At 38.9% G+C, this 15,832-nt stretch carries 14 protein-coding genes; 3 read left to right on the top strand and 11 right to left on the bottom strand.

The annotated features are described in order from the left end of the window. Positions 1-16 precede the first annotated feature (16 nt). The 4 genes from RB214_RS04325 to RB214_RS04310 form a co-directional block, all read right to left on the bottom strand. Positions 17-2,161, bottom strand: a complete 2,145-nt coding sequence (locus RB214_RS04325; RefSeq protein ID WP_309168455.1) for an ATP-binding protein — start codon at positions 2,159-2,161, stop codon at positions 17-19. 73 nt (positions 2,162-2,234) lie between these two features. Further along, positions 2,235-3,044 (bottom strand): phosphate/phosphite/phosphonate ABC transporter substrate-binding protein, encoded by an 810-nt coding sequence (locus RB214_RS04320; protein WP_309168454.1) that lies wholly within the window; start codon positions 3,042-3,044, stop codon positions 2,235-2,237. 204 nt (positions 3,045-3,248) lie between these two features. Continuing rightward, a complete protein-coding gene (locus tag RB214_RS04315; RefSeq protein ID WP_309168453.1) occupies positions 3,249-3,674 on the bottom strand; it encodes an START domain-containing protein in 426 nt (141 codons plus the stop codon). 122 nt (positions 3,675-3,796) lie between these two features. After that, positions 3,797-5,320 (bottom strand): CYTH and CHAD domain-containing protein, encoded by a 1,524-nt coding sequence (locus RB214_RS04310; protein ID WP_024596277.1) that lies wholly within the window; start codon positions 5,318-5,320, stop codon positions 3,797-3,799. A gap of 307 nt (positions 5,321-5,627) precedes the next feature. On the opposite strand from RB214_RS04310, the gene RB214_RS04305 reads away from it, so the two are divergent. After that, positions 5,628-6,233: a TIGR04211 family SH3 domain-containing protein gene (locus RB214_RS04305; RefSeq protein ID WP_002958928.1), complete on the top strand. Its 606-nt coding sequence runs from the start codon at positions 5,628-5,630 to the stop codon at positions 6,231-6,233. A 49-nt stretch (positions 6,234-6,282) separates the two neighbouring features. Here the strand turns inward: RB214_RS04305 and RB214_RS04300 are convergent, their stop codons facing one another. Next, positions 6,283-7,656, bottom strand: coding sequence for an IS4 family transposase (locus RB214_RS04300; protein WP_024598303.1), 1,374 nt, complete (start codon positions 7,654-7,656; stop codon positions 6,283-6,285). A 183-nt stretch (positions 7,657-7,839) separates the two neighbouring features. Here RB214_RS04300 and RB214_RS04295 point away from each other — a divergent pair, with 183 nt between their 5' ends. Continuing rightward, positions 7,840-9,033 carry an HD-GYP domain-containing protein gene (locus tag RB214_RS04295; protein ID WP_309168452.1) on the top strand — a complete coding sequence of 398 codons (1,194 nt, stop codon included), beginning with the start codon at positions 7,840-7,842 and terminating at the stop codon, positions 9,031-9,033. 53 nt (positions 9,034-9,086) lie between these two features. Here RB214_RS04295 and RB214_RS04290 read toward each other — a convergent pair whose 3' ends face one another. The 6 genes from RB214_RS04290 to RB214_RS04265 form a co-directional block, all read right to left on the bottom strand. Then, complete coding sequence (locus RB214_RS04290) at positions 9,087-10,124, bottom strand: general secretion pathway protein GspB (RefSeq protein WP_309168451.1); 1,038 nt, start codon at positions 10,122-10,124, stop codon at positions 9,087-9,089. A gap of 11 nt (positions 10,125-10,135) precedes the next feature. Beyond that, positions 10,136-11,053, bottom strand: coding sequence for an ExeA family protein (locus tag RB214_RS04285; RefSeq protein ID WP_165744853.1), 918 nt, complete (start codon positions 11,051-11,053; stop codon positions 10,136-10,138). A 165-nt stretch (positions 11,054-11,218) separates the two neighbouring features. Beyond that, entirely contained in the window at positions 11,219-11,737 is a 519-nt protein-coding gene (locus tag RB214_RS04280; protein ID WP_182672540.1) for a DUF1566 domain-containing protein, read from the bottom strand. Positions 11,738-11,746: 9 nt separating this feature from the next. Then, complete coding sequence (locus RB214_RS04275) at positions 11,747-13,402, bottom strand: DUF1566 domain-containing protein (protein ID WP_309168449.1); 1,656 nt, start codon at positions 13,400-13,402, stop codon at positions 11,747-11,749. A gap of 69 nt (positions 13,403-13,471) precedes the next feature. After that, entirely contained in the window at positions 13,472-13,804 is a 333-nt protein-coding gene (locus RB214_RS04270; RefSeq protein ID WP_002958746.1) for a hypothetical protein, read from the bottom strand. A gap of 22 nt (positions 13,805-13,826) precedes the next feature. Next, positions 13,827-14,531, bottom strand: coding sequence for a DUF2982 domain-containing protein (locus RB214_RS04265; RefSeq protein WP_309168447.1), 705 nt, complete (start codon positions 14,529-14,531; stop codon positions 13,827-13,829). A gap of 246 nt (positions 14,532-14,777) precedes the next feature. On the opposite strand from RB214_RS04265, the gene RB214_RS04260 reads away from it, so the two are divergent. Next, positions 14,778-15,830 (top strand): efflux RND transporter periplasmic adaptor subunit, encoded by a 1,053-nt coding sequence (locus RB214_RS04260; RefSeq protein WP_039484841.1) that lies wholly within the window; start codon positions 14,778-14,780, stop codon positions 15,828-15,830. Positions 15,831-15,832: the final 2 nt, after the last annotated feature.

Below are 15,832 nucleotides of genomic sequence, written 5' to 3'. Positions count from 1 at the left end.
CTTTAAGAGCCATTTTTTATGTGCGTTTTTCATATCGTAAACAATAGCTTTTAAGTTGTGTGACTACAGCGTTAAAGCGCTCTTCCAGCTGCTGTATATATTCATTTTTAACTGTTTCGTTTTCTGCCTGTGTTTCTATCTGCTGGCATATATTTGCCAACTCAATAGCCCCAACAGACTTTGAAGACGACTTTAATGCATGAGCCTGAAAAGCTAAATCAACATAGTTTTTACTCTTAGCATACGCGTTAGCTAATTTAATTTGCTCCCCTGCTGTTTGTAAAAACGCATTAAATACCATGCAATGTACGCTAGGATCATCACCAAGCATTGCTTTTAGTAGCGTAATATCTAATTGATCAAAACTATCTGAAGCTATATTTTCACCATCTGATTTTTCTGAACGTGTATTGACCATAGTTTGAGAATACTCCATCAATAACGACTTTAATTTAACAAGCTCAATAGGCTTTGTTAAAAAGCCATTCATTCCACAACTATAGCAATTATCTATGTTGTTTTTGGTAATGTTGGCCGTAATTGCAATTATAATCAGTTCATCAAAATGAGTGTTTTCTCGTATTTTTTTGGCTAACCCTAACCCATCGAGTAAGGGCATTTGAATGTCGGTTAGTAAAATATCAAAGCGTTTATTTTGTATGGCCTCCCAAGCTTGCTCACCGTTACTTACAAAAGTAGAGCACACTCCAAGCATAGTTAATTGCTGTTTTAACACTTGCTGATTTGTAACTTGATCTTCTGCCACTAAAACCTCAAGCGTAGGAAGCGTTACCGCATTTAAGCTTTGCTGTGTTATTTGAGGGGCTTGCACTTGTGCTGGCAAGTCAGTTTGATCAAAACTGTTAAAGTTTAGCGTAAAACAAGAACCTTTGTGCTGCTCGCTTTGTGCGCTCAAAGACCCTTGCATACGCTCTACCAGCTGCTTAGTTATCACTAAACCAATACCGGTTCCATTTACTTTACTGGTTTCAGCGCCTAAGCGGTCAAAAGGTTTAAATAGGCGAGAAATGTCATCTGGAGAAAATCCGCATCCGGTATCTATTACATCTATTTCGCATTGTTTATTACTTAACACCCGACAATTAATATTAATGCTGCCATTTAGTTTGTTATATTTAATCGCATTTGAAAGCAAGTTAAGCATCACTTGTTTAAAGCAGCGCTGATCAATATAAATACTCAATCCTTCTAAGGACTCAAAACCGTGAGTTTGCAGTGTTATTGATTGCCCTTTAATTAGCTCAGTGACAAGCTCTACTGACTCTTCTAATATGCTTTTAATAGGCACATAAGAAAAACTAAACTGCATATTACCCGACTCAATAGCTGTTAAATCAAGCACATCGTCTATGAGTAATAGTAAATGCTCTCCAGCTTGATAAATGCTTTTCGCGTTTTCTTTTTGTACTTTATTAGCACTCTCATCATATCCATACAGCTGGGCTAAGCCTAAAATTGCATTTAATGGAGTTCTTAATTCGTGGCTCATACTGGCCATAAAATCTGACTTTGCTTTACTTGCAGACTCAGCTTGAATTCGTAATGCATTTAATTTTTGATGGTTATTCGCAACCTCATCAACCATATTATTAAATGCATTTATTACACTGCCCACTTCATTTTGTTGTTGTTTATCTATATGGCAATCAAAGTCGCCTTTGGCTAAACGTGAAAACCCAAGTTTTAGCGTCCTCAAAGGCGATGTAACCCTGTAATCCACCAGCCAAGCTAAACCTATAAAAACGATAACTAAAATAATAAATTGTATATATATTAAGGTGTAATGAAGTTTTGAAGATTCGTTAATTTCATTCGTAAAATTAACAACCAAGCTAATATTAGCCAGCGGTTTGTCTAAAAATACCACCTGTTGAGATAACAGCATGTCGCCGTTTTCATTTGCTCCAACCCAATTCTCAAGCGGATACAATTGGTTTTTTGAATCAACATCAACAATTTTAATACTTTTCCAATTAGGGCGAGTTTGAAGTTGACTGTCTATTTCTTCATATAGCTCTGCATATTGCCTAGTTAACAACGGAGTCGTTATAGAAGTCGATAACTGCGCTAAAGAACGCTGAGCAGCCTTTGAAAGGCCATCGTTTACCCAACGCGCTTGTTCCGGTAAGGCGTAAAACATAAAAAGACAGGCCATAAGCAAGCCACAAAGCAATACCACAATAAAGCTTTGTGCTCTTAGGCTACGAAACCCACTAATTTTCAACATAAAAAGAGCGTAAGCCCCACTGAGTTAACTGCTGATACTCAGCTAAAGCTGCAATACTAGGTTTAATAATTGGGATACCTGCAAGCAAATGTTTATGCTCTGGGCTTTGCCCTATATCTAAAATAGCTTGTTGCACTTTTAACTGTATTGCAGCATCAACCCTTGGGTGGGCGACAATTGGGTGGCGACTAATTTCACGCGTTTTATAAAGAATTTTGAGTTTATTTTGTAAGCTTTCTGGTTGTTGTTTAAATGTGCCCATTACACCACCGCCCGCCATTGTTGAGTGCAGTGCTACATTTAAATATACCGATGGATGAGTTTGGACATATACAGGCTTTATTGTTAGCCCGTATAACAATGCTAAATCAGCCCTCATTAATAATGACGCACCTAATGCGTTAGGTGCAGGGAATGCTATTTCAGCGCCCTCTAGTTGGCTTAAATTATCAATATCACTGTCTTTGTTTACGAGCAAAATACCTTGCAGCTTTCGCCCTGCATCTTTTATTAGTGGTAAATATCCCTGTTTTTCGTATGCTACAACACTATGCCATGGGTTCATATATGCAAAGTCGTACTCACCATTAGCAAAGGCTTTTTCAAATACAGGAATAGACTCAACTGTAATTAGCTTTATTGTTACTCCCGTTTGCTTACTTACTTGCTTTAACAAAGGTTGCCAAATAGTATTTAGCTTTTGCGGCTCGTATTGCGGCACTACACCAAAGGTATATTCTTGAGCTAATAAGAATGGGCTGTGTATCAAACATAATATAGCCACTAAATACTTCATCAATTCTCCAAATAATAGCGTGTCATTATTGCTTAAGCGTAGTTAAAGACTACTCAACACAGCATTAAATTATTATATATTCGATATTTAGCATTGACCTGCTTTGATTACAGGTAGTTTTGGAGTGTATTTTTTATCTGTGAGCATATGATGCAAGTTCATAAATGTGGTGTAAGTACTTTTCAATCCGACCTTATTGCTTAGTCAAGTAGGTATTGCCCCATCAGGCAAAGCATATACTTGGTACTCAATATCAAGGCGGCCTTTGTCCTCACTCAGTAGCCAGCGTGCATTTAAAGTAGTAATTCTTATAACGCCATTGTTTTTGGGCTGCTTATTAGGGCGAGCACTAATAAGCAATTGGCTTTTATTTGCAGTTAACTGTGAATAACAAGAATAAGTAATGCTATCTCTATCTCTAACAGGCCAAGGGGAATTAAAATAACTGTACACTAAATTTTCTGGTGGGCTTATGTGCTTAATAACCTTTACCTGAGATATATTTTCGAGCCATTGGGGTGCGGCATCGGTATCACTAAGTAATTCTAAAAACTCATTGGTGGATACGCCTTTCACGCTCATCTGCGCTTTTACTTCAAAGGTATTATCACTGTGGCTTTGATAATACACACTTACGCCATTTTTGTTTTTATACAAATGCCATATGGGCTCAGCGTAAGTGTTAAAACTAACTAATAAAAAATAACGAATAAACACTTTTGCAACTGAATTTTATTACAAAAGCGCATCATTTATTTTTGCCAGTAAGGTTCTATGTCAAGTGAAGCAAGGCGACTTTGCTCCATGGCACTGACCAAATATTCAGACTTTTGTTCAAGCCATGACTGGATTTTAGCAAGCTGTTCGTCTTCTTGCCCTGCACATAATTGCTTTAAATACTCAAGCGTACTTAATTCATAAATACCATGAGAAATATCAAGCCAAGGCAATCTAAACTCTAGGCGCTCTTCTTTATCAAATAACGATCCTAAACAGTTACCGCTCAGTAGGCTATTTTCAAGCTGAGTTCGCAGGTTTAAATACGAAGCGACATCGAGTGTTTGCTCCTTTGGAAGCAACTCGTGCAGGTTTTTCCAGTCTTTATTAAAAAGCCTATTGGCAATAGACGATACATTTTGCTCAGCCGCTTGAAGCTCTGCTTGCCCCCAGTCTTTACGCCATTGCTTATCGATTAACCAGGTAGTTAACGACAGTAATAAACGATTATAACGTGCGCTGTGAAACAGTGCATTTATATCGTCAATGCTTGGCTGTAACTCTTTTAAGTCTCCAATGACTTGAGCAAGTGCTGGCGCCGCATTAATTTTTTTATAAAAAGCATGGCGTTTAGACGTGTACGTTTTTAATTGAATCGCGTTTTCTACCCACGCTAATTCACTTAATAACCATTTAAGTTCGGTACGTAAGTGCTCTGTACTTTCTTTAGATACTATATCGTCGTATAGCCAAAAAGTATGGCGGATTAAACTGATGCCGTCAGTTACGCGTTTAAGTGTTTTTAAACTTGGCTTATCGAAATAGCACTGCTCGTGCTTTTGTACAAAGCGAATGCCAAAGTTCATGGCTTCAACTAAAGCACGCTCTTGAGTAGTCGACTTTGGTAATTGTACAAAACCAATAGATTTGCTTGGCATTAAAGGTTTTTCATCAGCAAGTCGATAACCACGCGCGGCCTTAGAATACAAACCCAAGCGTATGCAGTTTTGGCTAACTAGTATATCTGCAAATGCAAACAGCTCATTACGACTGCCCTCAACTAGCTCAATTTCTAGCTCGCTAATAATTTCAATTTTACCCGAAGCCGCAATTTCACCTTTATCGAGTACGACTTCAATTTTAGCGCCACTTTCGGTTTCAATTAACCAAGTACGACGAATAAAGTTAGTACTAAATATTGGATACAGGTTTTTTGAGATGGCGCTTATTTGCATGCCATGAGGCCAAATATCAGCATCAAACGCCATTAAATTAGGGCGGCTTGATTCAATTGGTAAATTGTACTCTGGACGTTGGTGTAAACCACCTACCACTTCACCTGCAAGCTTTATAGTTTGCTCGCATTCGCTGTCAGAACAACGCGTTCTAAAGCCTATATCAAGCGCTCTAAGCTCTCTGCTTGGCGTATCGTAGTATGCATTTTGTAAGCTGCGAGACGGTTTATTCTTCACCGTTTTTGCAAATTGAGTAATTAACGAGGGGATCAGTGGAATAACGGCATCTGATACCAAAAATTTCAGTTCTATCTCAGTATCCATTCGGTTTGCGGATTACCTTTAAAATAAATAAGTGCTCAAAATAAACAAAGCGCCTTAACAATGCAAATTTTTTAACCTTATTTTAGGGCTTGATGACCTTTGTGGATTAAAATTCGTTCTATCTAGGAGCAATTTAATCATAGCGTGAGGCTTGTAACCTAGTGGACTCGATAACTACTCCTGCGTTACCGTACTGGGTTACAATATCAGTCTTGCTATTGATCTATTTAATCCATACTATCTAACTACTTATGTGAAATAAAAATCACGTTCATAACGGACGCAGTTAGATCAACAAGGTAGATAAATGCTAAAACATTGTTTATTAGGGCTACTTTTAACAGCCACCACATTCATGAGTTATGCACAAGAAGCACAACCTGCAAATTCAACGAATGCAAACACCGCTTATATTATCGATAATCTATACACTTTTATGCGCTCTGGGGCGAGTAAAAATTATCGACTACTCGGCTCTGTAGATGCTGGAACAAAGTTAACCTTGTTATCAAATGAAGAAAACGGCTTTATAAAAATTAAAGATGATAAAGACCGCGAAGGCTGGATAGAAACTAAGTTTATTACTAAAACAGCGGGCTTACACCAACAGTACAAAACACTAAGTAGCGAAATGAGCACTATGCAAGAAAAGCTACGTCAAGCTCAAATAGAACTTCCACAGCTACAAGAACAAAATCAAACTTTAACAGATCAAAATCTGCAGTTATCTGCTCAAATTACTAAGCTTAAAACAACGCTAGAGCAAGAGCGCACTCAAAAAGAAGCTGCTAGCTCAAAAGAGAAACGCCAGCTACTGACTTACGGTGGTGCTATTGCGTTTTTAGGCCTGTTTTTAGGTATTATATTAACGATAGTGCTGTCACGTCGTAAGCGCTACGAAGGTTGGGCGTAAAGCTCCATCCAACTAAATACAAAAAAGCCGCTTTATTGCTGTCTCTTGATCACAAGTCTGACTCAAGAGATTTTGCTAAATCGTAGCCTTCCAGGATGGCTTGTAACTTAAGCCATCCTTTCCATAACACTTTCACAGATGCACGCCCTGTGCGCTTGGTATCTTTCCAGCCTCCTAACTTTGCCAGTTCCTGATACGCCCATGACATATTTGGAGCAGTTTCAGGCAATGGTGTTTTTATTCTCTTTAACCACAATAACTTCCATGCTTTGGGAGATAACAGTTGTTCACAACTTGGAGAATCAGGCTGCTCATTGGTGAACTTTAGTTGCAATATTCGCGTCGCAATAAAGCCATTAATCGTCACCAATCTTTCCATGTTATCTTGGCTTTGAAGGCGTAAACTTTCGATATCCGTACCATCACTTTTCCAGACTTTATGGTATTCCTCTACAAGCCAACGGTGCTCATAGTAGGTGATGATAGCTAAGGCGTCTTCTTTGCTGGTGACTGGTTCACTGGTTAATAGGTGCCAGCTTAAGCCATTCTTAGCGTTTCCTCGCTCTGTACAGCCGACATAGTAAACTGGGAGGGAGTGTCCTTTCTTATTGTAAGGCGCTTTGAGTGTCACTGGCGCATAGGTGATATCCAGTGTTGCGCTTCGGGCTTTTCTTCCTCCTTTTTGTGCAATGTGGATGTGTTTGGTGCCTGCACTCATCAGCTCGCTTGCAAACGCATAGAGCTTATCCTCACCTTCTTCAATATGACGACTTTGCATCGAGCGTACGACGAATCGTTGCTGCTCGGTCAGTTTATACTGCAAGTATTCGTAGATGTCCGCTTCGCGGTCACACACCGATATCACGTTCGCCATTTGTCCTTGCAGCCGCTCTGCCATCGCTCGTGACGCTGACTCCCACTTGTAACTTTCTTTTTCTTCGTAAGAAGTCGTCGCGTGTTTTTCTCTTTTTCCAATCGTGTTGATATCACGACTCCAGCGAGACTGTTCAATTAATCCCACAACTTGCTTTGTGTCTGGCGCAAACAGTAATACGCTATGAGCTAACAAGCCTCGTTGTTTTGCTCCTCGTCCGACATGACCCAAATCATCTCGAATGGAGGAATGCTTATAAATTAGTGTGGTCGTGTCTTCTAATGCGAGCAATAAGTTATGACTTTTTGCTTGTTCAACCGTGGCTTTAAAGCCTGACTCTGCTATAGCCGTTGCGTCAATATTCTCGTTGCGAATAAAGCGGTAGGCACCTTCCATATCGGCGGGGGATTGAGTGATGTTCACAAGTGGTTTTCCTGGTTCATTTGCAAGCGTTGATGCTAACTTTACCAGACGCGCTGTTCTTCTTGGATCACCTAAGTCCGATTTACCGAATTGTTGTTTTGCCCAATGAGTATGTTCGTTAATCATAATGTGCCCTCAAACAAGATTTGAAGATCTGATCATGACATTGAGATTTAGTTCAAAAAAATCCCCGCTAATTTCTTAGCAGGGATTTGTGTATAAGAGACAGCTAAAATAGCGGCTTTTTTATTTGGTCGTTACGTATAAGTTTGTTAGTTTAAAAGTAGATTAACAACTGAAGTCGTAAAATTGAAAACCATTCCTATTACTAAGTTAGTCCCAGGTATGTTTGTGCAAAGCGTTACCAAACAAACTGGCAGTATTAAAATTAAAAACCAAGGCTGGGTTAAAACTCAAGCTGGTATTAATAACCTGATAAAAGCAGGTATTTTAGAAGTAGAAATCGACCCAGATAAAACCCTCATTGATTCAGTCCCTGAAAAAGATCCTATCGCTACACCTACAACAAAAATAAAGCGTGATCCTTGGCAAAAAATAAACAGCGCTGAGCAAGAAATGGGAAAAGCAAAAAAGCTTTATGACGAAGCAAAAACACTGCAAATAAAAGCATTTAAAGATATAAAAGCTGGCCGTGATATAGATATAGGGCCGTTTAGAGAACTGGCAAGTGGCTTTATGGATTCTGTTTTTAGAAATCAAGATGCCCTAGCCTGCCTTACCCAAATGCGCCAAAAAGATGCCTACCTACTTGAGCACTCAATTAATGTATCAATTTTAATGGGTATTTTTGCAAAACACTTAAATATAGAGAAAGACACTATTGTTGAGCTGACTACCGGCGCACTATTACACGACATTGGTAAAATAAAAATCCCTGATGAAGTGCTAAACAAACCTGGCCGCTTTACAGACGACGAATTTAAAATAATGAAAATGCATTCGCTTTTCAGTAAAGAGATATTAGAAGACTCTGGCTTAACAGGAATCGCGGTAGATATTGCAGGTATGCACCACGAAAGACTCGATGGTAAAGGCTACCCGTTTGGTAAAAAAGGTGACGAGATAAGTCAGTACGTGCGTATGGCGTCAATCGTAGATGTTTATGATGCACTTACCGCAGAACGTGTTTATAAAGCAGGCATGGAGCCAATAAAGGCGTTTAAAATATTAAAAGACGGGTGCCCAGATAGCTTTGATCCTGTGCTGCTTAATAAATTTATTCAATGTATTGGCATCCATCCGGTAGGAACGCTTGTAAGGTTATCGAGCCAAAGAGTCGGTTTGGTCACCGAGAGTAATCCGGGGGCACCACTAAAACCTGTCGTTAAAACATTTTACAGCGCTAAGCATAGCCGCTACACCGAAGTAAAAGATATTGATTTATCTAATAAAAAAACTGCAGACACTCTTGAGTCAGCGGTTAAACCTAAAGAATATAATATTGATTTAGAGCGCTTTTATAAAAATTCAATATTATCCTAAGCACTATTGAGAGCTCAATATTCTACCGAGCTCTCAACATGATAACTAAGCGCTTACTGCGGCCAGTCTTGCAAAGCTTTTAAGCTAAACTCATAACCATCAAAATCTAGCACACTTTGCTCAGGTGTAATTTCTGTGACTGTTAGAGCCCCTATACTTTCTCCTTCGTGTAATTCTCGGCCATTTAGCTTGATCCAACGTTTATCAGCACTCGATGAATATATATGCGCTTGATATTTAATATTAGGTAACATTGATTGCAAACCATCAGGTAATAACTCAACAGGCTCAACACGTGATGACGTTTTTGACGCTTGAGTAACTTCATAATCTTGGTTTTTTTCGACATCTTGTATAGCTTGCGCAAATGCATTTTTAAGAGTTGTAGGCACGGCATCAAGCTCAGGGTCACTCGTCTGTTGGGATTGGGTGCTGCCATTAATTGGCTTACCCAATACCTTATATTTACTCATATCAAGTTGAGCCGATGCGGTATTTTGATTTTGCCCAAATACCGCAGTGTTTTGTGCATTATTTGGATTGTAATTACTTTGTGGGTTAAACGCTGGCTGATTATAATTTTGAACCGGCATTACTTGTTGCATGTTTTGCTGATTATAACCTGCTGCGCTCGTGATCTGGCTCGACGGCATAGGAATATACTGACCATTTGGGGTTAATAACATTTGCTGTACACCATTGGGTGTTTGCACATGCACAAGTTGCCCTTCAATTGTTGCAGTATTTGTTGGAGCTACTTTTGCAGGCTCCAACTTAGCTACTTGCTGTTTTTCAGCTTCAGCATCTTCCTCTTTAACTTCTTTGTTAGGCGATGATTTTTCGCTTTCCACCACCTTAATTACAGCGGGTTCCGCTGCGTTTAATAAAGTCGTACTTTGAAACCACTTTCCGGCGGTAAAGCCACCCGCTACCGCAATAAAAGCAGCTAAGCTTGTACCAAATACTAATGCTAATCGTCTATAACGTTTAAGTGCTTGCTGTTGCTTTAACTGCTCAGATTGTAAGTCGTACTGTTCAGCACTCATATCTGATTGCTGCGACTGCTTTAGCGCATCTAATAAATAAGACATAACTTACCTAACTATAAAATAAATGAAAGCCCAATGCCTACGGCAAATAAAGCAGCGAATGCAAGGCTATAGGGTACAAATGACGTTGCTTTGTTAGCTTCGTTAACCGGTGCTACAAAATCCATGGGTAATGACTCATGGGCTGATTTTTTTATTATATCGCTATCAACTATCAACTGCTGCTTTGCAAAAGTCCCAACTAAAGCACGCTCACATACCAAGTTCATTAATCGTGGCACACCACCAGTTAATTGATGAACAGCTTGCATGGCATCCATCGAAAAGATTCCTTTATCACACCCTGCAATATGTAACCGATGCTTTATGTAAGCGACAGTTTGGCCTTGCGTAAGTGGTAATAAATGGTAACGAGCCGTTATCCTCTGGGCAAGTTGCCTTAATTCGTTGCGCTTCAAAAGGTCTTGCAGCTCAGGTTGACCAACCAATACTATTTGTAATAATTTTTTATGATCGGTTTCTATATTTGTCAGCAAACGTAATTGCTCAAGCACGTTAGGGGCAAGTAATTGTGCTTCGTCAATAATAAGTATAGTGTGCCCGCCCGATTTATTATTAGTCTCTAAATGCTTTTTTATAATATCGGTAAGACTTTTAAGCGTCGCATTATGAACATCGTAACTAATGTTGAGCTCATCACAAATACTGGCTAATAACTCCAGCTCTGAAAGCGCTGGGTTATGGATCATCGCTACTTGAGTGTTTTCAGGAAGCTGCTCTAACATACTGCGGGTAATTGTAGTTTTACCTGTACCTACTTCACCTGTTAATAATACAAAACCACCGTCTTCACCTAATCCATAGGTAAGGTGTGCTAAGGCTTCTTTATGTCGTTCACTTAAAAATAAGTAATGAGGGTTGGGCGAAATCGAAAAAGGTTTTTCGTTCAGGCCAAAATAGCTTAAATACACCGTGATGTTCCTTCGTAATTAAATCACGGCCTATAATGGCAAAAAAATGCGCTGAGTGACAACGTTGTAAGCGCTTTATTATTGAAATAACGTAAATTTATGTAAAACAAAAAAGTGCAGCTGTTTTAAGGCTGCACTTTTGTCTGTCTAATCTTAGTATGCATTTTACTCTTCGTAGCGCACTAACCGTAAATACACATTACTGGTTTTAGCATGTAAGCTATTCAACCCACTATCAAATTGATAAACCCACGCTGAGCTCATTGTGCTTACACCCGATGTATTTGACCAATAGTTTTGAAGCTTAGTGCCCAAAAATACGTCTTCATTAATACTCGGCTCTGTGCAACTGTGCTCTAAAATACTCGCCAATTCTTTAATGTTAGGCATTTGCCAATCATCGTAATCTGCGGTTGTATCATTTTTAGCACCGCGTAGTGCTTCTTGCCAAGTAAGAGAAGGTGTTGAGCCTTCACAAAGTTGTGTCTCTGTATTGTAAGTTTGCCCATAACTACAGCGTTGCCACATAAGGCCTGTTTCACTATCAGACACTGTGCCATCTGTATTTATAGTAAATCTATCTGTCGGTGTTGTGGTATCTGCACCGTCGTAGCACGTTTGCGCCGCTGCAATATTAAAGCTCAAACTTATAGTTGCTAGTGCATAGAGTAATTTAAATTTCATTATTTTCTCCTAACGACTTCTAACTAAACGTACATAAGCAGTATTTTCTTTTGGATAAGCAAGGTCGTTACCATCACTCATATCAATGATATACGCTTGAGATAAACTGGTACCATCAGCTGCTGTTTGAGAGGTCCAGTACGGTAAATCCACATTTTCTATATCACCTGATTGAGGAATATAAGGAAATAACGATTCGTCTATCAGCACTCTTTGCCCTTGTTTCCCGTAATCAATTAAACCTAAAAGCTCATTATAAGTTGGTAAGCGCCAGTTTGTACCACCACAGAAATCTAAGCTATTCACTTCGTTTATATAGCTTTGCACGCCGCAACTGGTATCATTTGGGCATGTGCTATTTGCAGTACTTGTATCTGTAAAAGTAGTTTCTCCTATATCCCAAAAGTAATGATTTTGCCCCTCACGCAAACTTGTATCTGGTAATACTCCTGAGGATTCAGTTTTTACTTCCCATACAAGCCCAGTAACATTATCGCGTATACAGGTAAAGTCACTACTATCATCACCAACTTCATCAGCAAACTGATTAAGTTTAGTGTAATCAAACGCTAAATTACCTTTGCCAACTTTATCTAAGCGGTTTGCATAGCTATCGCGTCCAAGCTCTGCATCTTGCGCTGGAAAGTCATCACTCTCACAATTAATACGTTGAGTATTGTTATAACACTCACCAACACCACTATCGTTGATGAATCCAAGTGCTTTGGGTGATACATCAACAAATAAGGAGTCTGTATCTGTGCGTCCTTTTGAGTCGGTTACCGTGACTTCAAAGCTCAATGTAGACTCAGTATCAACATCTGAGGCAAAAAATGTCGTTGTACATTGGTCGCTATTGCTTAATGTTTCGCTATTACCGGTAAGTTGTTGCCATTTACACTTATAGGTATCGGTAACTGTTTCGCTATTTGTTGCATCAAGCGTTACTTGTTCAAACTCTTCAACATTTTGATCTGCGCCTGCATTTGCATCCACTAACTCATTTGTTTTGTTGAGTGTCATTGAATATTGAGTGCTCGCCTCGCCACCTTCATCATCAGTGACTGTTAGCTGCCAAGACAAATTTACGTTACTTTCTAGTAAAGGATGAGAAAAGCTAAGAGTTGACTCATTAAAGCTAGCAATATCTAAATCAGGACCTGATAGCAGTTGCCACAAGTAACTATCAATTTGGCCATTATCATCAGGATCGCTCGACTCAAGAGCGCTCAAAGTAACTGTATCTTTGTATACAGAAGGAAGTGTTTCAGGAGATGTTTGGGTAACAACAGCAAGAGGAAGTTGATTATTAGAGCTCACTGAAATAGAAATTTCGTCACTAACAGCGCTACTACCGGTGCTTTGATAGCTTACTCTTAAGATTATTTCACTATCAGTTTTTACGTCAGGGGCTGTCAATGTTTGCTCAGCACCATCAAGCGGAAAACCTTCTAAGCTTGGGCCGCTAACTTGTTGCCATGAAAACGTACCATCAGCGGGGGAACCTTGTGCTGTGATGGTAAATTCAGTTTTTTCGATAATTTGTAAATCGGTTCCAGCATTAACAGATGTTTCTACAACTGTATTATCACTATCACCGCCACCTCCTCCACACGCACTCAGTAAACCACACGAAATGAGGGGGATTAAAGCAAACGCTTTCATACGCAGAACCTTATTATGTCAAATAATTACTATAGTGTAATCACTAGCAATAAAGATGCCATTAAAGTACTACATATATGTATCTTGATGAATGCGTACAAACAACTTCGTACCGATTTTACTGTAATCTATTTTGTATTCACGCCCGTCTAGAGCTTGAATAAACAGCAACTGCTTTTCTTCGCCAAATACATCAGCGCTACTTACATAAACCATTTCTAAATAACGCTCTTTTGCATCACGGCGGTTTTTAGGTAATTCTTCTTTAAATGGCTCCAGCCCATGTTGCGTTACTTTAATTCGAGGATGAATTTCAGAGTTTACAATCACTAAATCATGCTTTTTATCTTTATGTATTATGGTGTTTCGACCACTTTTTAAAAAGGCTCTGTCTTGACTCATTTTTCTTTCCTACAGTCGTAGCTTAATTACTAAGCTGCGACGCTATAAACTGACTAGGCTCGCGCTTCCACTTATTTAAGTTAGCACTAAATGCCCAAATATCTCTATCTAACACGCTGGCAGGCAATAATAAATCGTAACCTGTTAGCTGCTGAAGGTACTTAGTTCTATTAGCAAACATGGCTATAAGCCCAGTATAGCTTATCCCTTTATGGGATGTGTAATGTGTATCTTCTATTAACCATTCTGATGGGCAATTGCCATTTTTGCAATGTTTTTGAACAACTTGCATAAATAAATTACGCTGCTCTATTAATAATTTCCCTGCAATTCTAGGCGCTATGCTTGATAAAAAGTCATCTATATCATTTACCTTAACGCCAACCGCATTTAATTCTAAATAGTCAAAGCCATCTTCTACTTTGGGTATTCCACTGTGATGGAAGTTACTATGAGGCATGCTCCAAGCTCCGTACTTGTGGCAATAAACGAGCTCAGATTCGCTTAATAAAAGGCTATGGAATGGTTCTTGAGATTTTAAAAATCCAATAAAAATAGCTACAAGGCACAAACTCACTAAAAATATTTCAAGAATGCTGATCTCACCTGGTCTTAATAAGTTAAATAACATAATAAAGACCAAGCCTATAGCACCTACAACAATCGCCTCAATTGCGTTTCGCGCGCCCTGTGCCCGAAACTTAATGACATTGTCAGATTTATCCATATTGATAAAACACCATATAAAAAACAAACATAATAATGGCCCAAATTATGACCTTTCTTGTTGTTATACATAAGTTACAGCTAGTTTTAAATTTCATACATTACCGCTTTTTCCTCAACAATATAGGAACAATGAATAAATCTTATTTACTTTTACGCTTAACGCACAAATTTATGAGATACATAACCGTCTTTTCACGGTCTTATTTCGTACAATACTTACAATTCATTTTCAGGTATGAAATCAATGTACTCAAGACAATCAGGTAAAGCACTTTTTCCATTTATTATTACGTTACTTTTAATATTTAGCGTTTATTTATATTTACCCGCTAGCCACGGCGAACAAGCCGATTCATCACAAATGTCTACCCAAGTAACGGCTCATACTGTTACCTCTGAGGAAAACGCAGTGATGATAGAGGCAATCGGTAGTGCACGTGCAAACCAAGCTATTTATATAAAAAGTGCGCAAAACGATTATGTCACAGATATATATTTTAAAGATGGCGACTTAGTCAGTAAAGGACAAAAATTAGTACAGTTACAAAGCCAACAAGAGCAACTTGCAGTTAAAGAACTCGGTATTAACTTACGTGAGGAAAAACGTCAGTTAGATCGCCTTACCGAACTTTCACGTTCGCAATCAACGGCAAAGTCATTACTTGAAGAACAATTATCTCGTGTTGATGCCACTGAAGCTCAACTAGAAAGCGCTAAAACAAAGTTAAATGAAATGACTATTACCGCGCCATTTTCAGGCCTGTTAGGTAAGCGTGAAATATCAGTTGGCGCCTACGTAAGCAACACAACAATAATCACCACACTTGATGATATTAGTATTATTAAAGTTGACTTCAAAGTACCTGAAAAATATTTAGCACAATTAAACATGGGTATGAAAGTACTTACCCAAAACGATGCCTACCCAGGGCAGACATTTAACGGCAAGGTAACGCATATTAGCTCGCGTATTGATTCGGTAACACGCAGTGTTGAAGTAACTGCAAGCTTTGCTAATAAATCAGGATTACTTCGCCCTGGTATGTTACTAAATACAGCACTTGAGCTAAGCAGTAACCAAGCTTTAATGGTGCCAGAAAAAGCGGTTATCCCTTTACAAGACAAACACTTTGTTTTTCAAATTCAAGACGGAGTAGCCAATAAGGTTGAAGTGCATGTTGCTGGCAGAAATAATGGCTGGGTTGCTATCGATGAAGGTTTAAATGATGGCGAGCAAATTGTTACTGAAGGGCTAATAAAAATTCGCTCTGGTAGTAAAGTAAGCGTAAAGGGGTAATA

It is taken from the genome of Pseudoalteromonas sp. HL-AS1, from assembly GCF_031198785.1.
Lineage (GTDB): Bacteria > Pseudomonadota > Gammaproteobacteria > Enterobacterales > Alteromonadaceae > Pseudoalteromonas > Pseudoalteromonas distincta.
This window is presented reverse-complemented; position numbering and strand designations above follow the sequence as displayed.